The 20,490-nt window shown below is 62.8% G+C and carries 21 protein-coding genes; 7 read left to right on the top strand and 14 right to left on the bottom strand.

Annotated features, from left to right (window positions below):
• The first annotated feature begins 391 nt into the window (after positions 1-391).
• Together ACVWZM_RS11005 and ACVWZM_RS11000 are read left to right on the top strand one after the other, a co-directional pair.
• A complete protein-coding gene (locus tag ACVWZM_RS11005; protein WP_456853152.1) occupies positions 392-937 on the top strand; it encodes a hypothetical protein in 546 nt (181 codons plus the stop codon).
• Positions 938-2,047: a helix-turn-helix domain-containing protein gene (locus ACVWZM_RS11000; protein WP_456853150.1), complete on the top strand. Its 1,110-nt coding sequence runs from the start codon at positions 938-940 to the stop codon at positions 2,045-2,047.
• 254 nt (positions 2,048-2,301) lie between these two features.
• Here ACVWZM_RS11000 and ACVWZM_RS10995 read toward each other — a convergent pair whose 3' ends face one another.
• From ACVWZM_RS10995 to ACVWZM_RS10985, 3 genes are all read right to left on the bottom strand, one after another.
• Positions 2,302-2,784: a hypothetical protein gene (locus ACVWZM_RS10995; RefSeq protein ID WP_456853148.1), complete on the bottom strand. Its 483-nt coding sequence runs from the start codon at positions 2,782-2,784 to the stop codon at positions 2,302-2,304.
• Positions 2,785-2,917: 133 nt separating this feature from the next.
• Positions 2,918-3,469, bottom strand: a complete 552-nt coding sequence (locus ACVWZM_RS10990) for a sugar O-acetyltransferase (RefSeq protein ID WP_456853146.1) — start codon at positions 3,467-3,469, stop codon at positions 2,918-2,920.
• Entirely contained in the window at positions 3,466-4,437 is a 972-nt protein-coding gene (locus ACVWZM_RS10985) for a bifunctional riboflavin kinase/FAD synthetase (RefSeq protein ID WP_229190504.1), read from the bottom strand. The genes ACVWZM_RS10990 and ACVWZM_RS10985 overlap by 4 nt, the downstream gene beginning before the upstream one ends.
• 213 nt (positions 4,438-4,650) lie before the next feature.
• Between ACVWZM_RS10985 and ACVWZM_RS10980 the strand changes: the two genes are divergently transcribed.
• Positions 4,651-5,046, top strand: coding sequence for a response regulator (locus tag ACVWZM_RS10980; protein WP_016844467.1), 396 nt, complete (start codon positions 4,651-4,653; stop codon positions 5,044-5,046).
• 445 nt (positions 5,047-5,491) lie between these two features.
• Here the strand turns inward: ACVWZM_RS10980 and ACVWZM_RS10975 are convergent, their stop codons facing one another.
• From ACVWZM_RS10975 to uvrC, 7 genes are all read right to left on the bottom strand, one after another.
• The gene (locus ACVWZM_RS10975; protein WP_456853144.1) at positions 5,492-6,343 is read right to left on the bottom strand and encodes a TIGR01459 family HAD-type hydrolase; all 852 of its coding nucleotides are present in this window, start codon (positions 6,341-6,343) and stop codon (positions 5,492-5,494) included.
• Positions 6,344-6,358: 15 nt separating this feature from the next.
• Entirely contained in the window at positions 6,359-7,771 is a 1,413-nt protein-coding gene (locus tag ACVWZM_RS10970; protein WP_057016627.1) for an EAL domain-containing protein, read from the bottom strand.
• 164 nt (positions 7,772-7,935) lie between these two features.
• Positions 7,936-8,895 (bottom strand): 50S ribosomal protein L3 N(5)-glutamine methyltransferase, encoded by a 960-nt coding sequence (prmB, locus tag ACVWZM_RS10965; protein ID WP_456853142.1) that lies wholly within the window; start codon positions 8,893-8,895, stop codon positions 7,936-7,938.
• Positions 8,895-9,362 carry a molybdenum cofactor biosynthesis protein MoaE gene (locus tag ACVWZM_RS10960; protein ID WP_076825543.1) on the bottom strand — a complete coding sequence of 156 codons (468 nt, stop codon included), beginning with the start codon at positions 9,360-9,362 and terminating at the stop codon, positions 8,895-8,897. Before ACVWZM_RS10960 ends, prmB begins: the two co-directional genes overlap by 1 nt.
• 67 nt (positions 9,363-9,429) lie before the next feature.
• Complete coding sequence (moaD, locus tag ACVWZM_RS10955; RefSeq protein WP_028333074.1) at positions 9,430-9,681, bottom strand: molybdopterin converting factor subunit 1; 252 nt, start codon at positions 9,679-9,681, stop codon at positions 9,430-9,432.
• Positions 9,678-10,292 (bottom strand): CDP-diacylglycerol--glycerol-3-phosphate 3-phosphatidyltransferase, encoded by a 615-nt coding sequence (gene pgsA / locus ACVWZM_RS10950; protein WP_057016624.1) that lies wholly within the window; start codon positions 10,290-10,292, stop codon positions 9,678-9,680. The genes moaD and pgsA overlap by 4 nt, the downstream gene beginning before the upstream one ends.
• Positions 10,293-10,485: 193 nt before the next feature.
• Positions 10,486-12,585, bottom strand: coding sequence for an excinuclease ABC subunit UvrC (uvrC, locus tag ACVWZM_RS10945; protein WP_456853140.1), 2,100 nt, complete (start codon positions 12,583-12,585; stop codon positions 10,486-10,488).
• Positions 12,586-12,851: 266 nt separating this feature from the next.
• On the opposite strand from uvrC, the gene ACVWZM_RS10940 reads away from it, so the two are divergent.
• Positions 12,852-13,475, top strand: coding sequence for an outer membrane protein (locus tag ACVWZM_RS10940; protein ID WP_016844476.1), 624 nt, complete (start codon positions 12,852-12,854; stop codon positions 13,473-13,475).
• A 273-nt stretch (positions 13,476-13,748) separates the two neighbouring features.
• Here the strand turns inward: ACVWZM_RS10940 and ACVWZM_RS10935 are convergent, their stop codons facing one another.
• From ACVWZM_RS10935 to ACVWZM_RS10920, 4 genes are all read right to left on the bottom strand, one after another.
• Positions 13,749-13,961: a cold-shock protein gene (locus tag ACVWZM_RS10935; RefSeq protein WP_016844477.1), complete on the bottom strand. Its 213-nt coding sequence runs from the start codon at positions 13,959-13,961 to the stop codon at positions 13,749-13,751.
• 261 nt (positions 13,962-14,222) lie between these two features.
• Positions 14,223-15,083, bottom strand: coding sequence for a 23S rRNA (adenine(2030)-N(6))-methyltransferase RlmJ (locus tag ACVWZM_RS10930; protein WP_057016622.1), 861 nt, complete (start codon positions 15,081-15,083; stop codon positions 14,223-14,225).
• Positions 15,084-15,316: 233 nt separating this feature from the next.
• Complete coding sequence (locus ACVWZM_RS10925) at positions 15,317-16,003, bottom strand: ribonuclease T2 family protein (protein WP_456853138.1); 687 nt, start codon at positions 16,001-16,003, stop codon at positions 15,317-15,319.
• A gap of 114 nt (positions 16,004-16,117) precedes the next feature.
• Complete coding sequence (locus ACVWZM_RS10920) at positions 16,118-16,594, bottom strand: hypothetical protein (protein ID WP_456853136.1); 477 nt, start codon at positions 16,592-16,594, stop codon at positions 16,118-16,120.
• 166 nt (positions 16,595-16,760) lie between these two features.
• Here ACVWZM_RS10920 and ACVWZM_RS10915 point away from each other — a divergent pair, with 166 nt between their 5' ends.
• The 3 genes from ACVWZM_RS10915 (at position 16,761) to ACVWZM_RS10905 (ending at position 20,490) form a co-directional block, all read left to right on the top strand.
• A complete protein-coding gene (locus ACVWZM_RS10915) occupies positions 16,761-17,060 on the top strand; it encodes a hypothetical protein (protein WP_028341043.1) in 300 nt (99 codons plus the stop codon).
• Positions 17,061-17,103: 43 nt separating this feature from the next.
• Positions 17,104-17,634, top strand: a complete 531-nt coding sequence (locus ACVWZM_RS10910; RefSeq protein WP_057016619.1) for a DUF3617 domain-containing protein — start codon at positions 17,104-17,106, stop codon at positions 17,632-17,634.
• 714 nt (positions 17,635-18,348) lie between these two features.
• Positions 18,349-20,490, top strand: coding sequence for a TonB-dependent siderophore receptor (locus ACVWZM_RS10905; protein WP_456853134.1), 2,142 nt, complete (start codon positions 18,349-18,351; stop codon positions 20,488-20,490).

The raw sequence follows: 20,490 nt of genomic DNA, 5'->3' as shown, positions 1-20,490 counted from the left end.
TCATTTTGAGCATTATGAGGCCAATCCGGGCTGCTACCTCGGTCACAACTTCGATGGCATCAAACGGAAACACCGGAAGCCTGAGGAATGACCCCCAAGCGCCCCAGAGACCCAACCAGCTCGTCAAGCGGATTATTGATATCGCTACCGGCGAGACGCGCGAACGTGACCCACGCCGGAGGAAGAGGGGAGAAACCCTGCTGCGGTGGAATTGGGCCGGAAGGGCGGGAAGGCGCTGCCGGAGCATGACTGCTAAGCGATGGAAAGAATTAGCAAAAAAGCGGCAGTTGGGCGTCGGACCGCGAAGAATAATTTTAGGAATAATTTTCTTCATTATTGTCGTGATCTGGCCTAAGCTGCCTCTAGAGAATCAACTCCGCTGGAGACAAGCGTGGAAACTGATATCGACGTCGTTATGGGTCGCATGGACCCATACCTCGACCGGATTGATGCGATCCTTCGTCACGGCCATCAGGTATACGAATCCTATCCGCCAGCAGTCGTCTTAGATCATGACGCCAGCACGCAGGCTCACTGTACCTTCAGGCATACTCTGGCTGAAGCGCATCGAGTGCTCGACGATCTGCCTAGCATTCGCCACATGGAAATTCGGGGCCAGAATCTGTGGCTGATCGAGCCCGCAAATGCAGTGATCAGGTTTAAGAAAACGGATGAAGATGGGATTTCGTCGAACTATCCAACACCTCAGGCAGTCGCCTTCGATGATGGCGATGAGTTGCCGGGATTGCCACAGAAGCCGACGCGCTTGACCGCCGGATATCTGTTGGACGCGACGGGGACGTCGTTTATGCGTTCGCAAATATCTCTGCCGACAAATAAGGGAGCGATGTGGTGCGCTGCGATTGTGCCTCTCGATCTGAGAGAGATGAGCGAGCAGGCATGGTATGAGGTCACCAGGCAGCGCCGCGCGTTTTAAATGATGCTGCAAGTTGAGCGTTTCAATCGCCACATGATGGCGCTCGCGAGAGAATCGCGGGGTATCACACAGTCTGAACTGTCCGCGCTGATGGACATCAGCCAAGGCACCGTTTCGAAGATTGAAGCTGGAGTAAACGAAGCGACTCCAGCTTTTGTCGAGGCTCTGTCGCGCACACTCCAGTACGAATCGGCGTTCTTCTTTGAACCGGGCCGTCCTTACGGGATGCCTCCATTTCATTATCGTAAACGGAAGAAGCTCGGCAAAAGGCCCCTTGAGCGCATGATAGGGGAAATGAACATCAGGCGTATTCACGTCTCGATCTTGCTGCGCTCGTTTGAGAGGAAGTCCAACTTATTCATTCCTGAAATCGACAGGGATGAATACCTGTCCGGATCACGCAAGCAATTCTCCGTTGAAGATGCCGCGCGCCATGTCCGTGAACTATGGATGCTGCCGGACGGCCCAATCGACAACGTCATCGGACTCATTGAGGAGCGAGGTGGCGTCGTGCTGCCTTGTAACTTCGAAAGCGACCTGATCGATGCGGTGAGTCAGCGCATAGATGGGCTTCCGGTCCTGTTCTTTGTCAATATGAACGCTCCGGCAGACCGGATTCGGCTGACCCTGTGCCACGAGTTGGGGCACATGATTTTGCACACGTCGTCACTGCTTGATGATGAGATTATGGAAGACGAGGCTGACCGCTTTGCTGGCGCTTTCTTGCTGCCCGCCAAGGAGATCAGACCGCAGCTTCAGAAATTCGATTTGCGGCAGATCGCGAACCTCAAGCGGCATTGGAAGGTTTCAATGGCGGCTATTGCGATGCGTGCTGACAGTCTGAAACTGATCAGCCCCTATCAAAAGAAGATGTTCTTCATTCAAATGGGGCAGCTTGGCTATCGCAAGGCTGAGCCTCATGAGCCTCCGAAGGAGTATCCCCGGGCGATCAATCGCATGATCGACTATCACATCAGCGTTCTGAAGTACTCGCCCGAACAACTGGCGAAAACGCTGTTCATCAGCGTCGATGAGTTTGCGCGGATGTACATGCCGCGCCAAGCGCCGGAGCCGGGAAAGGGGCGTCCGCAACTTCGCGTGATAAAGTAATGCCTGATGCTAAAAAGCCCGGCTGATTGGCCGGGCTTCACGCATGCTCATGCTCGCGCTGTTTTTTCTCAGCACGTCGCTTTTTGTCTTGCCTCAACTTGCGCAAGAGAGCGTCAGCCAGCTCTTGGTCCATTTTGTAGGTCTTACCGTGAGCCAGTTTGCTGCGGTAACTCGCTAGCGAGTCTGACCTTTTGGCGAGGGCCATTATCCTCTCCAGGATTCTCCCAATAACGTGCATCGCGGTACCGATCTTGTCAATCAGTCGCCCCGCAGAACCAATAGGTATGGCCGTCCTCATCGGTTCCCTCTCGATATAGGTAGTATCCGCAGCCTAAAACAGCCCTGGTTAGGAAATGGTGTTTCTCCATGGCCGCATCAGGCAATTCGGGATATGCGCAAGATCTGTAAACAAATCCGGGCCGGAATCTTTCCAAAATTGCTGCATAGCAGCGCGCGACCAGAGGAAGGATTTCCCGTCTGATGTGATCCGGCAAATACTGGCGAACGATATGGGCGTGCTGAGTGCTGAAAACCTCGCCATTTGAGGCTATTAGCTGCACTTCGAAGCCGAGTTCCATGAATTGGAAGCCGCCGCCGTAGCCGTGCGTACCCCGGCATATAATCGACGAGAGCGGCTCGCCGTCGTCGTCTTCGGCTAGGCCAACGACAACCAAGCAGTTGTATTGGTCGCCACCAACGACGATCTCCGCTTCTTGAGGATCGATTAAATGAATCACGCAGCCCCCCGGCGAGCGTGATCCTATCGGTCAGTACTCGCAAAAGGCGAGTCACGTTAACCAAGCCCTTTCTTTCAGGGGCGGTTTTCAAACTGACCCACTACGGGGTGCCTGCCATCCGGGCCGCGGGCGGCTAGCCCGGCCGCCGCCGGGCCGGATTTCCCGCCACGATCGCGCCGGGGGCGACGTTCCGTGTGACCACGCTGCCGGCCCCGACCAGGGCGCCGTCGCCGATCGTGATGCCGGGCAGAATGATGGCACCCCCGCCGATCCAGACGTCGCTGCCGATCCGGATCGGGCGGCCGAATTCCAGCCCGGCGCGGCGGGTTTCGGCATCGCGCGGGTGGTCGGCGGTATAGATCTGCACCGCGGGTCCGATCTGGGTCCGATCGCCGATCGCGACCTCGACGACGTCGAGGATGACGCAATTGAAGTTGAGGAACACGCCGTCGCCGAGGCTGATATTGCTGCCGTAATCGCAGAAGAACGGCGGGCGTATCACGGCATCCCTGCCGACCTTGCGGAAGCGCTCGCCGAGCAGCGCGTGCAACTCGGCCGCGGACGATGCGCCCGACGCATTGTAGCGTGCCATCCATTGTTCCGCCGCTGTATGCTCGGCGGCGAGCTCTGCATCCGGGCGATACAGCTCGCCCGCCAGCATTTTTTGCTTTTCAGTCCGGTTCAACCAATCACTCCGAGCTGCGGGAACGCGTCGGGCGCCGCGGCCAGCACCGCGCGCGCCTTGGCGCTGTCGTCATCCATCTGGCGTATCAACGCCTCGATGGTGTCGAATTTCAGCTCTTCGCGAATGAAACCGATGAATGCGACATCAAGGACCGCGTCGTACAGATCGCCCTTGAAGTCGAACAGGAACACCTCGAGCAGCGGCGCGCCGTTGTCGAAGGTCGGCCGGCGCCCGAAGCTTGCGACACCGTCGAACCGTTGCGAGCCCTTGCCGACCCGCACCGCGTAGATGCCGTGCTTCAAGCCGCAATGCTTGTCGAGGCGGATATTGGCGGTGGGGTAACCGAGATCTCGGCCGCGCTTCTCGCCGTGGACCACCTTGCCGGTGACGAACCACGGTCCGCCCAGCATCGTGGTCGCATCCGCGATCTCGCCTTCGGCGAGCGCCATGCGGATCGCGCTGGAGGAGACCGGGCGCTCCTCGATGTCGACATGGGCCTGCACATCGACCTCGATGCCGAGCCGCGGCGCTTCGCTGACCAGCAGGCTCGGCGAGCCGACCCGGCCCTTGCCGAAATGGAAGTCGTAGCCGACCGCGATCCCGCTGATGCCGAGCCGGCCGATCAGGTCATGGTGAATGAAATCCTGTGCCGTGGTACCGGCGCGCGCCTTGTCGAACGTCATGACGACGGCGCCCGCGAGGCCGGTGGCCGCGAGCAGCCGCAGCTTGTTGGTCTCGTCCGTGAGACGGAATTGCGGAGTGTTCGGGCTGAAGAAGCTGCGCGGATGCGGCTCGAAGGTCACGGCGAGCGCGGGCACGCCGCGCGCTCTGCCCATCGCAAGCGCCGCGCCGATCACGGCGCGGTGACCGAGATGGACGCCATCGAAATTCCCCATCGCGACCACGGCGCCTTTCGGAATGGCGCTTGTGGGGGTGTTGTCGCGGATAACGGTAAAGCCGGTGCTCATGAGCGGTATTCTTCAAGCATTCTTAAGCATGATTGGTGCGGGCCGGACCGTGACGCGGCGGCGGCGTGGAAGTCAAGGCTAACGAAAATCGCGTCAAATCCGTAACAATCCGGATTCAGCCGGTTAACGCGCTGTTTAACGGCTGCTGTTAGTCGTTGGCGGAAAGCTGCGTTCGTGCAGAAGCCAAGTTGCGTTTGTGTTTTGGGGGGAAAGATGGCGGTTGATTTGTCCATGCCGGTTCTGGTGGTTGATGATTACAGCACCATGATCCGCATCATCCGGAATCTTCTCAAGCAGCTTGGATTTGAAAATATCGACGATGCCTCCGACGGCTCCGCAGCGCTGAACAAGATGCGCGGCAAGAAGTATGGCCTGGTGATTTCCGACTGGAACATGGAGCCGATGACCGGCTACGACCTGCTCAAGGAAGTCCGCGCCGATCCCAATCTCGCGACCACGCCCTTCATCATGATCACGGCGGAATCCAAGACCGAGAACGTGATCGCGGCCAAGAAGGCCGGCGTGAACAACTACATCGTCAAGCCGTTCAATGCGGCCACGCTGAAGACCAAGATCGAGGCGGTGTTCCCGGACATGGCGACGGCATAACCGCCCGACATCGATCGCATCGGCTGAAATTCACGCATGCCCGGGCAGAAGCGCGTCTTCGCGCTAGATGTCCCGGGCATTTGCATTTGATCACGCTTCCCTTTACCCGCCCCGCTTGTGCAACACGAGGGGGAGGGCGGCTGCACGATTTCGGAATATTAGAAGAGTATCGCTGAGTTGCCCGACGTGTCAAGGCGACTGGTCGAACCCCGCGCGCCACGCGCTACTTTGCATGGGGTTGTTTTCGATATTTTGGCGGCGCGCCCCTTCACCTCGCCCCGCTTGCGGGGAGAGGTCGGATTGCATCGAGAGATGCAATCCGGGTGAGGGGGTGTCTCTCGGCATCCGGCGCCTGGGGAGGCAGCCGCTCACCCAACCCTCCAAGAGCTAGCTTCGCTCGTCTCGACCCGGTGAAGAACGGGGCGAGGGACAGCGTCGCTTGCCGCTACCACTTCAGCTCGCGCATCAGCGCGCGGGGCGGATGGCCGAACAATTCCTTGATCGAGGCCGCATCGAGCTGCTCGATGCCCTCGAACTGCTCGGAATGGATGCCACGCGTGACGAACAGGAGATCGATGCCGAAGCCAAGGGCGCCGGTGAGATCGGTGCGCACGGAATCGCCGATCGCGAGCACCCGGCTGAGCTCGGTCGGACGCCCGCGGCGCTCGGTCAGCGCCATGGCGCGCTCATAGATCGGCCGGTGCGGCTTGCCGTAGAAGATCACCTCGCCGCCGAGCTCGCGATAGAGTTCGGCGACCGCCCCGGCGCAATAGATCAGCCGGTCGCCGCGCTCGACCACGATATCGGGATTGGCGCAGACCAGCGTGAGCTTGCGCTCGAGCGCCTTCAGCAGCGTGTCGCGATAGTCTTCGGCCGACTCGGTCTCGTCGTCGAACAGGCCGGTGCAGATGATGTAGTCGGCCTGCTCCAGCGGTACCAGCGTGGCGTCGAGGCCGCGGTGGATCGAGCTGTCGCGCTCCGGGCCGATCCAGAAGATCTTCTGGCCGGGATGATCGGCGACGAAGTGGCGCGTCAGGTCGCCCGAGGAGACGATCGCATCATAGGTCTCGTCGGCGACGCCGAGCTTGCGCAGCTGGCGCTGCACGGAATCGGCCGGCCGCGGCGCGTTGGTGATCAGGATGACCGTGCCGCCCTGCTGGCGGAAGGTGTGCAGTGCCTCGCAGGCCTCGGGAAAGGACTCGAGCCCGTTGTGCACGACGCCCCAGATGTCCGACAGCACCACATCGACGCCGCCGACGAGGTCGCGCAGCTGCTCCACGAAACGCAGTGAGGTCATGATGCAAATTGCCGGCTAATTTGGACCGAGGGCGCGGCGCGCCAGCGCGGCGCTGCCGGTCGCGCGCGGCGGAGCTGCGGGGCTGGAGACAGGGGCTGAAGTGCTGGCGCCATTAAGATCCTGGGGGTTGGTCTGCGGAGCCTCGGCGGTAGCAGATGCCCCCTCCGGCCGCAACGGCCGCGGCGGCGCGAACAGGAACCCCTGGCCGAACCGGACATCGTAGTCGAGCAGATCGACCACCGAGCGTTCGCCCTCGATCCGTTCGGCGATCAGGTCGATGCCGTAGCGGCCGAGCAGGTCGGACAGATCGGACGGATGGATATCGGTGCTCGCGATCTGCCTGGCGTCGAGCAGCAGCGCCGCCGGCACCTTGATGAAGCGGACGCCGCGATCGGCGAGCTCGCGCGGCTCGAGGCGAAGGTCGCTGACATGGTCGATCGAGAACCGGTAGCCGCGCTGTGCCAGCGCCGCGAGGTTCTCGCTCTCGGTCCCGCCGAGATTGCGGAAGGTCGCCTGCTTGAACTCGAGCACGAAGGACGGCGCCAGCGCGCGGTTGGCCTCGAGGAAGTCGAGACACTGGGTGAAATGCGCCTGGTTGGACAGCGTCGCCGCCGAGACGTTGCAGAACACGCCGACATCCTTGCTGCGGATCATCAGGCGGCGCAGCACCTGGACGCAGCGAAGCATCACCATGTGATCGATGCGGCCGATCAGGCCGCCGGCCTCGGCCGCCTCGATGAAATCCTCGGCGGCCAGCACCTGGTCGCGCTCGTCGCGCAGCCGCGTCACCGCCTCGTAGTAGCGCACCTTGCGCTGCGGCAGCGTCACCATCGGCTGCAGGTAGATGTCGAGGCGGTTCTCGTCGATGGCCTGCTTGATCGCGCCGATCAGCTGGGTCTGGCTGCGCGAGACCTCCGGCGGAGCCGCAGGTGGCGGCGGAGGCGCAACCACGACGGTCGGCGCCGTCGCAACCCGTTGCAGCACATCGTCACGCGGGGACGCGACGGGCTGCATCGCCGGAGCCGCCGCCAGCAGATCCTCATGATGCGCGACGGATGCCGCGAGCTGCCGCACCAGTCCGCCGAGTTCGCTGATCTCGCCGGCCATGCCCTGCATCCGGTCGGCGCCGGTGGAGTTGGCCGAGGCGACGCGGCCTTCGACCGCGGCCAGCCGGCGGCCGAATTCGGCGACCTGGCGGGCAAGGTCGGCGGTGCCGCGCGACAGATCCGCGATCTGGCCGCCGACGTCGCTGCGGTCACGCAGCCGCATCGAGACCGCGTTGTAGAGGATCAGGCAGGTGAGGGCGGTGAGCGCCACGATCGCCGATTCCGATCCGCTGATGCCCGCCACCGAATACAGCACGAAGCCGAGCGAGGCTGCGACCAGCACCATGCAGATGGCGATGAAGATCGTCGAAATGCGAATCATGTCGCGCGCCCGCGCCCTCTGTCCGAACGTCCCCGGACCGCGACCTTAGCACCATTGTTGATTCGACGGGCCAGAGATCTTCGGAACCGGCTGGAACTGCACACGATTTTCGTTTCGCCGGGGTCGGGCTCCGTAAAGCGCCGGAGCCGGCGGCGGCACGCCGGTCAGAGGTCCGCGGCAGCGATCCAGAACACCTCGCCCTCGGAGTCCTCGGTGTCGAGCCAGAGCAGCGGCAGGTTCGGATAGGCGGCCTCGAGATTGTCGCGGCCGCGGCCGATCTCGCAGAGCAGCCCGCCCTGCGGGGTCAGATGTTGCCTCGCCTCATCGAGCAGGCGGCGGACGATGTCGAGCCCGTCGGCGCCGCCATCGAACGCGATCTTCGGCTCGGCACGGCACTCGCGCGGCAACGCCGCCATGCCTTCGGCGTCGACATAGGGCGGGTTCGAGATGATGAGATCGTATCTGCTGCCGCCGAGCGGCTTGAACAGGTCGCCGCGATGCAGCGTCAGGCGACCGTCGAGGCCGTGGTCGGCGACGTTGCGCGCGGCGACCTCGAGCGCATCCTTTGAAATATCGACGGCATCGACTGCGGCGTTGGGGAAATGCCGGGCGGCCAGGATCGCGAGGCAGCCGGAGCCGGTGCAGAGGTCGAGCACGCGTTCGACCTCCTCGGGATCGCCGAGCAGCGAGGTGCCGTCCTCGTCGCCGCCGAAATGCGAATCCAGCAATTCGCCGATGAAGGAGCGCGGCACGATTGTGCGCTCGTCGACATAGAACGGCAGGCCGCGCATATAGACCTTGTTGACGAGATAGGCGGCCGGCTTCCGCGTCGCGATCCGGCGCTCGATCAGGTCGAGGATCTGCTTGCCTTCGGCCACGGTGACGCGCGCGGTGGCGAAGTTCTCGAACTGGTCGGGATGCAGGTGCAGCGTTTCGCAGATCAGGAACGCGGCCTCGGCCACCGGATCGGTGGTGCCGTGCGCGAACACGAGCTTCGCCGCGTTGAAGCGGCTCGTCGCATAGCGCAGGAAATCAAACAGGGTCTGCAGCTCGCCGGCGCCGACTTTCGGCGCTTTCGGCACGGCGGGGCTGCGCCTGGCCGGCACTTTGCTGCGCTTGGCCATCAGGATTTGGTCCAGCGCGCGGCGGCCGCGTCGTCATGACCCTGCGCCTCGATCCAGCTCGCGCCGCGCGCGCTTTCCTCGCGCTTCCAGAACGGTGCGCTGGTCTTCAGATAGTCCATCAGGAACTCGGCGGCCTCGAACGCGGCCTGCCGGTGCGCCGAGGCGGTCACGACCAGCACGATGTTCTCGCCCGGCGCGATGCGGCCGAAGCGATGGATGATGGTGAGGCCCTGCAACGGCCAGCGCGCCAGCGCCTCGTCGGCGTGGCGTCCAATCTCGGCTTCCGCCATGCCCGGATAATGTTCGAGCGTCAGCGCCGCGATCGGCTCGCCCTGCTCGCTGCCGCGGCAGATGCCGCTGAAGCTGACGACCGCGCCGACATCGGTGCGGCCCCTGCTCAAGGCCGCGATCTCCTGCGCGACGTCGAAGTCGGCTTGCTGGATACGGATGGTCGCTGCGACGGTCATGTGGACTTCTTTGCTTGACGCGTTTTCTTCACGCGAACCGGTACCCACTTCGCTCGAAAACGCTATCCTAGCCGCCGGTCATTGGTGGAAAGAACGCGATCTCGCGGGCGCCGGAGATCGCCGCGTCCGATTTGACATGGGCGTGGTCGATCGCGGCGCGGATCACCGTCGGCTTCTCGAAGGCATAGGCGTAGGCATCGTCGCGCGCCGCAAGCCAGCCGATCAGGTCGCCGACGGTGCGCACCTCAGCCGGCGGCTCGACGATCTCTTCAGCCTTGCCGACGCGTTCACGCACCCATGCGAAATATTTCAGCTTCATCCCTCATCCTCCTTGATGAGGTGATGGATGCCGGCACGGAAGTAATCCCAGCCGGTGTAGATCGTGAAGATAGCCGACATCCAGAGCAGCACGATGCCGATCAGGGTGGTGGCCGGGAAGACCTGCTCGCCCGCTTCGCCGGCAATCAGAAAGCCGATCGCCACCAGCTGGATCGTCGTCTTCCATTTCGCCAGCTTGGTGACGGGAACGCTGACCCTGAGCCCTGCGAGATATTCGCGCAGGCCCGAGACCAGGATCTCGCGGCACAGGATCACGATCGCCGCCCACAGCGTCCAGCCATGGATCGAATTGTCGGCGGCCAGCATCAGAAGGCTGGAGGCGACCAGGAGCTTGTCGGCGATCGGATCGAGCATCCGGCCGAAGGCGGACTGCTGGTCCCAGATCCGGGCATAATAGCCGTCGAGATAGTCGGTGATTCCCGCCGCAATGAACACGGCCAGCGCCACCCAGCGCAGCCACAACGGGCCGTCCAGGATCGATTGCCAGTAGACGCAGCCGATCACCACCGGGATCGCGGCGATCCGGGCGTAGGTCAGGATATTCGGAAGGGACATGGTCTTGGTCTGTCCCCGGGTCGTGGCGATGTTCATCCGTTCTACCAATACCGCTGAAGCGAGAAGGTCAACCGTGCGGAGGCGTCAAGCGCGACCAGATTGCGCTGCATCGTCATAGCGCCTTAGCTCGTTGTTTAAGCATGATCTTTTCGGATAACTGCCTCACACTTTTCCGCATCATGCCCTAGATGCCCTGTCGCAGGCGACGCCCTGATGACTCGCCTTTGGTTTAACCCGGCTGGGCGTGGAAAAACTCGAAAATCTTGCGGGCACTCTCGGCGCTGACGCCGGGAACCTTGCCGAGGTCGGCGATCGAGGCCCGCTCGATCTCCTTGAGCGTTCCGAAGTGGTGCAGCAGGGCACGCTTGCGGGACGGGCCGATGCCCGGGATCTCCTGCAGTCCGGCCTCGCGGATGTCCTTCTTGCGCAGCTTGCGGTGCGAGCCGATCACGAAGCGGTGGGCCTCGTCGCGCAGCCGCTGGATGAAATAGAGCACCGGGTCCCGCGGCTCCAGCTTGATGGCCTCGCGGTCGGGCATGAACAGGGTTTCGCGCCCGGCATCGCGCTCCGGACCCTTGGCCACCGCCATCAGCGAGACCTCGGTCAGCCCGAGATTCTGGAAGATCTCCCGGACCGCGTTGAGCTGGCCGCGGCCGCCGTCGATGATGACGAGGTCGGGCCATTGCGGGAACGAATCGTCATCCGCTTTCGTCTTGGCTGCGGCCTCGCCCTCCGGCGGCTTCAGCAACCGCTTGAAGCGGCGTTCCAGCACCTCGCGCATCATTCCGTAATCGTCGCCCGGCGTCAGCCCTTCGGACTTGATGTTGAACTTGCGGTACTGGGTCTTCATGAACCCGTCGGGTCCCGCCACGATCATCGCGCCGACCGCGTTGGTGCCCTGGATGTGGCTGTTGTCGTAGACCTCGATCCGCTTGGGTGTGTGCGGCAGGCCGAGCGTCGAGACCATGCCCTCCAGCAGCCGGCTTTGCGTCGCGGTATCGGCGAGCTTGCGGCCGAGCGCCTCGCGCGCGTTGGTGAGCGCGTGGCCGATCAGCTCCTTCTTCTCGCCGCGCTTCGGCACGGAGACCTCGACCTTGGATCCGGCCTTGACCGACAGCGCGTCGGCGAGCAACGCGCTTTCCTCGATCTCGTGCGACAGCAGGATCAGCTTCGGCGGCGGCTTGTCGTCGTAGAATTGCGCGAGGAACGAGGACAGCACTTCTTCGGGCGTGAAGCTCTTCTCGGCCTTCGGGAAATAGGCGCGGTTGCCCCAGTTCTGGCCGGTGCGGAAGAAGAACACCTCGACGCAGGAGTAGCCGCCATCCTGGTGGATCGCGAACACATCGGCCTCTTCGACCGTGCGCGGATTGATGCCCTGCTGCGACTGGATTGCCGACAGCGCCGCGAGACGGTCGCGGTACAGCGCCGCGGTTTCGAACTCGAGCTCGCCGGAGGCCTTCTCCATCTCGGCCGCGAGCAGCTCCTTCACGGCGTGGCTGCGGCCGGAGAGGAATTCGGTCGCCTCGCGCACCAGTTCGCTGTAGCCGGGGAAGTCGATCTCGCGCGTGCAGGGGCCGGCGCAGCGCTTGATCTGATAGAGCAGGCAGGGCCGGCTGCGGCTTTCGAAGAAGCCGTCGGTGCAGGAGCGGATCAGAAACGCGCGCTGCAGCGCCGTGATGGTGCGGTTGACTGCGCCTGCGTTGGCGAACGGGCCGAAATAGCGCCCGGGCCGCGACTGCGCGCCGCGATGCTTGAGGATCTGCGGCGCCCAATGGTCGCCGGTGATCAGAATGTAGGGAAACGACTTGTCGTCGCGCAGCTGCACATTGAAGCGCGGACGGAGCTGCTTGATCAGATTGGCTTCGAGCAGCAGCGCCTCGGTCTCGGTCATGGTCGAGACGATCTCGACCTGCGTGGTCGCCGCGATCATGCGCAGGATCCGCGCCGGCAGCGGCGCGTTGGCCCGCGCGTAGGACGACAGCCGCTTTTTGACGTTCTTCGCCTTGCCGACATAGAGCACGTCGTTGGCGGCGTTGAGCATGCGGTAGACGCCGGGCGAGGTCGGGGCGAGGCGGACCGCGTTCTCGATCGCGGCATGCCCGACCGAGAGCGTGCCCTCGGCGACCGCCTCGGCGGCGTCCTCCGAAGTCTCGGGCAGGCGCGCCTCGTCCTCCTCCTCGGCGGCGGAGGTTTCGGGATCGACGTCGCTTGTATCGAGCGTCAGATCGTCCTGCGGCAGGTCGGACTTCGAACCGCGCCGTGGCTTGGGGGCAGCCTTGGAGTCAACCTTGGGGGCCGGCGTCGGGCGCTCGGGAGAATCGTGAACCATGGGCCGTAAACTAAGTGCTTGGGCGAGCGGTCGCCAGCGTTGACGGCACCTACAAAAAGCACCTCGATTGCAGGAGGTTACCGGCCCCGCACGGGCGCCGGGAAGGGGTGCGTAACACCTTGTTAAGACTGATGAGCGGGCCGGTAACCGGGCTTAACAGCCCTTTAACTTAAAACTCTCGATAAACCTTAGCGAAAAAAGTGGAATTCCGTAACCACGCCGGCCCTCGCCGGCGGGCTGCGGCAGTTGCGTTCTGGAGAGTACCAATGACCCGGTTTGTTGCGCGTGCGCTGGCACTGATCGTTGCAGGCTGGACGACCTCGGCCGCGTCGGCCGACCTCAATTACGGATCGCCCTATACCGTCTATCAGCCGCTCAATGCCTATAGCTGGGCCGGCCCCTATCTCGGCGGCAATGTCGGCTATGGCTGGGGCTCGGTGGAGAACAACCCGACCAAGCCGTCCGGTTTCGTCGGCGGTGTACAGGCCGGCTACAACTTCCAGAACGGCTCCCCCTGGGTGTTCGGTATCGAGGCCGATATCCAGGGCACCACAGCCGACGACCGGTTCGCGCCGTGGAAGTTCTCCAACCCGTGGTTCGGCACGGTGCGCGGCCGCGCCGGCTATGCGGTCAATAACGTGCTGTTCTACGCGACCGGCGGTCTCGCCTTCGGCGAACTGCGCGGCGAGACGTTCGGCATCACGGAGAGCCACACCAATGCGGGCTTCACCGTCGGTGCCGGCGCCGAAATGGGCTTTGCCCCGCACTGGAGCGCCAAGATCGAGTATCTCTACGTCGACCTTGCCAACAGCAATTTCACGATCACCGGTGGTGTGTCGAACGGCTACAGCTTCAGCCTGGTTCGCGCCGGCATCAACTATCACTTCTGAGAACAAGAAAACGTCAACCATCAACTCCCGGCCGCGCCTTGCGCGGCCGGGTTTTTCTTTGTGTTGATGATCTCAACGTCGCGCATGCGACATGCATGCCGCGGCGTGCGCGAATCCAATCGGTGGGCCGCACGTGTGGGATATGCGGCTCCGCCGGTCGCGTCCGCATCATGCAGGTGGTCATCCAGCGAGCGCCAGCCACGCGCTCGGCAGCCAACTCACACGCAACGCCTCATTCGGTGTTCATTCCGAGCCGCGCATCGCGAGCGCTCGTCATGAGACCACCAGGTTGACCGCCTTCGGGCCCTTGCCCTTCTTGTCGGGCTCAACCTCGAACGTAATGCGTTGTCCTTCAGTCAGGTCCTTCAATCCTGCACGCTCGACAGCTGTGATGTGAACGAACACATCGCGGCCGCCATCATCAGGCTTGATGAAGCCGTAGCCACGCTCTCCGTTGAAGAACTTGACTGTCCCAGTCATGGCCATCGGGAAACTCCTCCCCCGTATTGCTCCACCGCTACGCGCACGCCGCGTAGCGGTTGACCGACATTCGCTTGTCGGAAGCTTGGCCACCTGAACAGGCCGGCGTCACGCCGCCGGTCTGCCTGGATTTATTTCGGCCTTGTCACTCCGCCGCAACCATTCGCGGAAGCGGAACGTAAAGCCAGTCGTAACAGGATGAGCATAATACGGTTCCGCGCAAATTGCCTATGCTCAAAATTGAACTTTTCGGTAGGAGGTTGTCGATCATGGTTTAGGCGTCTCGAGTCTGAAGCGTCCCGCGCCGCCTTGACCGAGCGGCTTCTCGAGTTCGGGCAGGATGATCTTCAACTCATTCGCCAGCGTCCACGGCGGATTCACCAGCAAAAGCCCTGTGGAAACGAGGCCTGCGCCTGCTTCTTGCGGTGCCACACTGAATTCCAATCGCAGGCATTTGCCGGCGGGCCGGCTGCTTGCTGCTGCAGCAGCCACACTGCGCGTTAGCTCATCGGTGGCTCTCCGGGTTTTTACGGGGTACCACAAAAGATACGAGCCGGTCGGCCACTTCGCGTACGCTTCCGTGAAAGCACTGGCCAGCCGCTCGAACTCGTCCTTCGCTTCGAACGGCGGATCGATCAGCACCAGGCCGCGCCGTTCGTTCGGCGGCACGAATGCGGGCAGCGCCATCCAGCCGTCGAGATCGACGACGCGCGCTTGCGCGTCGCGTCGCAGCGCGTCGATCAGTTGTTTGCGCGCCGTCGGTTCGATCTCGCAGGCGGTGAGGCGATCTTGCGGACGCAGCAGCGCCCGCGCGATCAACGGCGAACCAGGATAGGCTTTCAGCTCGCCTTTCGGATTGAATGCTCTGACGATGTCGAGATAGGGCGCGATCAGCGGCAATGCCTGGTCGGAGAGCCGCGCCTGCATCAGCCGCGCGATGCCGGTGAGCCATTCGCCGCCGCGCTGCGCTTCGCTCGACGTCAAATCATAGAGACCGGCGCCGGCATGGGTGTCGATGACGCGGAACGGCGCCGGCTTGTCCTGCAGATAGGTGAGCATGCGCACCAGCACGATGTGCTTGATGACGTCGGCAAAGCTGCCGGCATGAAAGGCGTGACGGTAGTTCATGTGATGATCGTGCTGCGCTCCCAAAGGGTGCGCATGTTGTACTCGTCATGCCCGGGCTTGTCCCGGCCTTCGCTAAAGCTTCGGCGGGGGTAACGTCCGAGCTCGGCGAAGCCTTGGCGTAGCCGGCTCCCGGGCATCTGCGCCTTATCTTGCTTGTTTCGCGATGGCGCAGGTGGCCGGGACATGCGGCGCGACAACGCGCAGCGCGGGTCTGCCGGCCATGACCCAGAGTTTCAGCCGCCGCGAACCGGCGGCATCAGCACCTGATCGCGGCGGCAGGCGCGGCGGTCGATTTCCTCGCAGGAGCGGAATTGCAGATCCTTGCTGAGGCAGATCCGCACCTCGCTGAGCCGCTTGCTGTCGCAGGTCACCGAGATCGCGGAGTTGCTGAGGCCCGGATTGACCTTGATGAATGCCGTCTCCAGCTCGTCGGGCGCGACCGTCTTCGGCTCCGACAATTGCAGGAATTCCTCGGGGATCTTCACCGTGGCGCGGGCCTTGCGGATGGCTTCGAAATAGGCGCGCTCGCCGAGACCGGAGCAGGTGCCGTGCTTGTCCCACTCGTTGTAGATCAGCCCGGGCGCCGGCATCAGGTCGAGCATCGAGCTCATGATGCTGCGGGCGAGTCGCGGCGAAGGCCGCTGGCAGTATTCCGGAAAGCCCCGCTCATATCGCGGCCACAGGCCGTGCACCACGAAGGAATAGGGCCGTCCGCCGCATTGCGCCTGCGTGCCGCGGCCGTTGTTGCCGCGCTCGCTCGCCGCCTCGCAGAACGAGGGCGACCACGACAGCGACAGCACATAGAAATCGAACTCACCGGGCGCATTCTGGCGGCGATCCTGGGCCGACGCCCCGACCGCACCGCACAGAATAATGGCAACCGAAATCAAAAATCGGGAAATCGTGTCCAACCGAGGCATCAAAACGCTCCCTCACTCGACCGCCCAGAGCCTAGCAGGTCGCGAGAACATTTCAAGAACAAAAAGCCGCCGTCCAAATGGCGGCGGCTCCTGCTTTAGCAATCTGGTCGGAGATCAGGGCCGCGCGGCCTTGCAGGACGGGTTATAGGTCCAGTTGCGGTCGAGCCCCGCGACGCACCATTCGACGCCCTGATTGATGCTGGCAAAGCCGCCGTCCTCGATGATCGAATAGTGCACCTTGCGCACTTTGCCGTCGCTCAGCATCGCCTCGCCCGTGCAATAACGGCGCGGGATATTGTCGGACTGCCAGGGGCGGAAGGCGGTTTCGTGAATCCCGTTGAAGCCGGTGATCACGAGCGGCGAATTCCAGAAGGTGGCTTCCTTTTCCTGGAATTGCGTGCTGATGACCGTCAGGGCCTTCTCGCATGAGGCCACATTGCCGTCATAGCGCGGGCCGGACAGCCAGAAGTTCATTTCGAGCGGATTGGCGGCCTGGGCCGTACCCCCGAAAGCCAGCAGGCCGACCACGAGTGCGGCGCCGAGGCCGAGCTTGCGGCCGAGTTTATTGCGGGAGTTGAACAGGTTGCGCATGGGAATCCACCCGATTATCCGATGCCGCGGACGGTGCCGCGAAGCCCCGGCAAGGTCAAGTGCAGGGCGGCAACACCTGCGGAGAAGTCCACTTTGGGGAGCCGGCTCGTTCTTTTCACGGTCGCCGGCGCACTCTATGTTGGCTCGAAGCGAAATGGAGTCTGCGATGCGAAGGAAATTGGCCGCGTGCCTGGTTGCCGTTTGCGGGATGCTGGCCGTTGTGCCGGCGCGGGCGGATTGGATGCAGCCGGTACCGCCGTTCAAGGGCAATGATACCGGCGGTATCATCGCCTATACGCTGGCGACCCAGAGCGACGCCCGGCAACTCGCAGTCGATCACTGCGCCTCCTACGGCAAGGTGGTTAAGTTCCTTGCGATGCAGAACTATCCGGGCGGCTACATCTCTTTCGCCTGTCGCTGGGTGCCCTATGGCGCAGCCCAGAGGCCGCTGCGCACGCTCTACTGAGCGCGCACCGGATCTTTCGATCGTTCAGCCGGGAGCCGACCGCATGACCCGACAGCTTGCCTTGCTTGGTTCGGCTGTGTGCCTTGTCCTGTCCGCTGGCGCCGCAAGTGCCGTCGACCTGCCGATCCGCAAGGCCGGTCTGTGGGAGATGAAGATGGTGCGCACCGGCGGGCCGATGCCCGAAATCACCATGCAGCACTGCACCGACGAGACCACCGACAAGGAGATGAGCGCGGCGGCCTCGCCGATGGCCAAGGAAGTCTGCTCGAAGCAGGATATCAAGAAGACCGCGACCGGCTATGTCAGCGACAGCGTCTGCAGCGTCGCCGGCATGACGATGCAGAGCCATGCCGAGATCGTCGGCGATTTCAATTCCGCCTACACGGTGAAGAGCACCTCGCATGCCGAGGGCGGCGCGGCCGGCTCGCGCGACACCACGATGACCATCGAGGCGAAATGGCTCGGCGCCTGCAAGAGCGACCAGAAGGCCGGCGACATCATCATGCCCGGCGGCATGAAGATGAACGTCAAGGACATGGAAAAGCTGAAGGGCCTCATGCCCAAGCAGAAGTAGCGCGCAGCGCATCCGGCTGTTGCCGGGCGCCCGAATGCATCGCCTCGCATGCTGAGAGGCTGCGCAGCTTGCACCACCATCACTTCGAGTAGCTCGCGACAAAATTGCAAAGCAATCTTGCGCTGAGGCGATGTGAAATCCATCCGATCCCTCCCCGTCATCTCCGCGCAAAGGCGAAGCCTTTGCGCGGAGATGACGGTTCACCGCGTTCGTGCGCTCCTTGGCGCGCGATGACGTCGACGGATGCAACATCATCGAATGATCGCCGCGTGCTCCCGCGTTCGAGACTCTCTGCGAGAGACGACGCGCATCGCATTCGCATTCGTTGTGTCGAAAGCCTGACGCGCCAACATGTCGTTTTGAATCGTTCCAGCGTTGCGCATCTTGAATCACTCCAGTGTTGCGCTTCGTTTCTGCTTCCATCGATTCTATTTTGCGCGTGTGGAATTTCGATCATCCCGCCGATAGAAGTCCGCCCCAATCGATGCCGGCCTTGTCGCAAACGCGGCTCGATCGATGTCGGCGTGAGGCAATGTGGGGATTTGTTCGGTGGGAATGGCTTCGTTGCGGAGCAAGCGCGGCTTGCTCGCATCAACGGCTGCGATCAATGCGGCGCTACTCGGTTCGGTCATACTTGTGCCAATGGGTGCAGACGTCGCCAGCGCTCAGGCGCAGATAAGTCCTCCGCAGAGCAATGTCAGCGAACTTCCCGCAGTGACGGTGGATGAACCTGGCGCCGCAAGGAAGCGCGGTGCCGTCGTTTCAAGCCAGAACACCAGGACTTCGCGCGCGGTCGCGGCGAACCGGCGCCGCAGTGCCGCGGCGCCCGCCCGGAGCCAGGCTCCGCGGTCGCAAGGCACAGGAGGCGCGATCGGTACGACCACGGGGTACGTCGCAACCGCGAGCACGGCCGGCACCAAGACCAGCACAGCGCTGATCGAAACGCCGCAGTCGCTCTCGGTCGTGACGCAAAAGGAGCTAAGGGATCGCAACGTTCAGACGCTCAAGGACGCCGTCAGCTACACGCCCGGCGTGACGACCACGGCGTTCGGCTATGATCCAAGGTTCGATAGTTTCTACATCCGTGGCTTCGACGCGACCTATACAGGGATCTATCGCGACGGCCTGCGCCAGGGCGGCGGCAACTTCGCAATTCCCAAGATCGAACCTTACGGTCTCGACAGCGTGTCGATCCTCCGCGGACCAGCCTCGGGCCTCTATGGCCTCGGCTCTCCGGGAGGCATCGTGGATGTCACGACCAAGCGGCCGCCGTTGACGGCATTCGGTGAGGTGCAGCTGCAGGGCGGCACCTACGACCGTTACCAGGGCAGTTTCGATGTCGGTGGTCCGGTGCCCGGCAGCGATCAGCTGTACTACCGGCTGACGGGCCTGCTTCGCGACGCAAAGACCTGGTACCCCGGCAACGACGACGATCGCGCCTATATCGCGCCGGCGCTGACCTGGCGGCCGGACGCCGACACGTCCTTCACCATCCTCAGCGAATATCAAAAGAGCCGAACCGCCGCCAGCATCGGCAATTTTCGCACGCCTGACGGACAGTTGATCAACATCTATTCGAATGATCCGGCGTTCAGCGCCATGGATCAGAAGCAATATCGCATCGGCTACGCGTTCGAGCACAATGTCGACGACGTGTGGACGGTGCGGCAGAACTTCCGCTTCTATCAGGTCGACGTCGACGCGAAATACACCCAAATCGATTCAATCGACAGCAGCACCAATCTGGCGTCGCGGTCCGCGTGGCGGATCCTGGACAGCTTCAACACGGTGACGCTCGACAATCAGGCCGAGGCCAAGTTCATGCTCGGCGCGATCAAGAATACCGTGCTGTTCGGCGTCGACTACGGTCACTCCTACTACAACGACAAGATCGGTTACGGCCCGGCGCCCGATCTCAATCTCCTGACCATGAACTACGGCGCCCAGGCCATCGCGACGCCGGCATTCTCGATCTTCAACAAGCAGTCGACCGACGAGGTCGGTGTCTATGCGCAGGAGCAGGCCAAGCTCGGAGGCTTTATTCTGACGCTCAACGGCCGCCAGAGCTGGGTGTCGCAGACCACGACCGCGGGTCTCGACGGCGTGCCGTCAACGCAGAAGGCGACCGCCTTCACGGGCCGTGCGGGCCTGAGCTACGTCTTCGACAACGGCATTGCGCCCTATATCAGCTACGCGACGGCATTCGCCCCGCAGGTCGGCGTCGACGCATCCGGATTGCCGTTCAGGCCGACCACCGGCGAGCAGAAGGAAGTGGGCATCAAGTACCAGATGCCGAACGTTCCGGTGCTGTTGACCGCCGCGGTGTTCGACATCACGCAGGACAATGTGCTGCGTACCGATCCGAACAACATGGCATTCCAGGCAGCGACCGGGCAGGTCGAATCCAAGGGTGTGGAGCTCGAGGCGAAGCTCGCGCTCAAGCAGGGATTTGATCTCACCGCCGCCTACACCCATCTCAACGTCGTGATCACGCAGGGCAATCCCAATACGACCGGCAATGAACTCTCCGGCATTCCGAGGAATTCCTTCGCCGCCTTCGGCAAATATACGTTCCAGTCCGGCGTGCCCGTCGAAGGCCTCGGGCTTGGTCTCGGCGTGCGCTATATCGGGACGAACTTCGGTAACGACCAGAACACGTTCCAGAACGCTGCGACGACGTTGTTCGATGCGGCGATCGATTACGATCTGGGCAAGCTGGACCGGCGCTTCCTCGGCGCCACGATGCGCGTCAACGCGACCAATCTGTTCGATACGCACTACCAGACCTGCCAGTCCGGCTACTGTTATGCCGGCGAACGGCGGCAGGTCATCGGCACCTTGTCCTACCGCTGGTAG

This window comes from Bradyrhizobium sp. USDA 4501, assembly GCF_054062115.1.
Note: the sequence above shows the minus strand (reverse complement) of the source record. Positions and strands in the feature narration are given on the sequence as shown.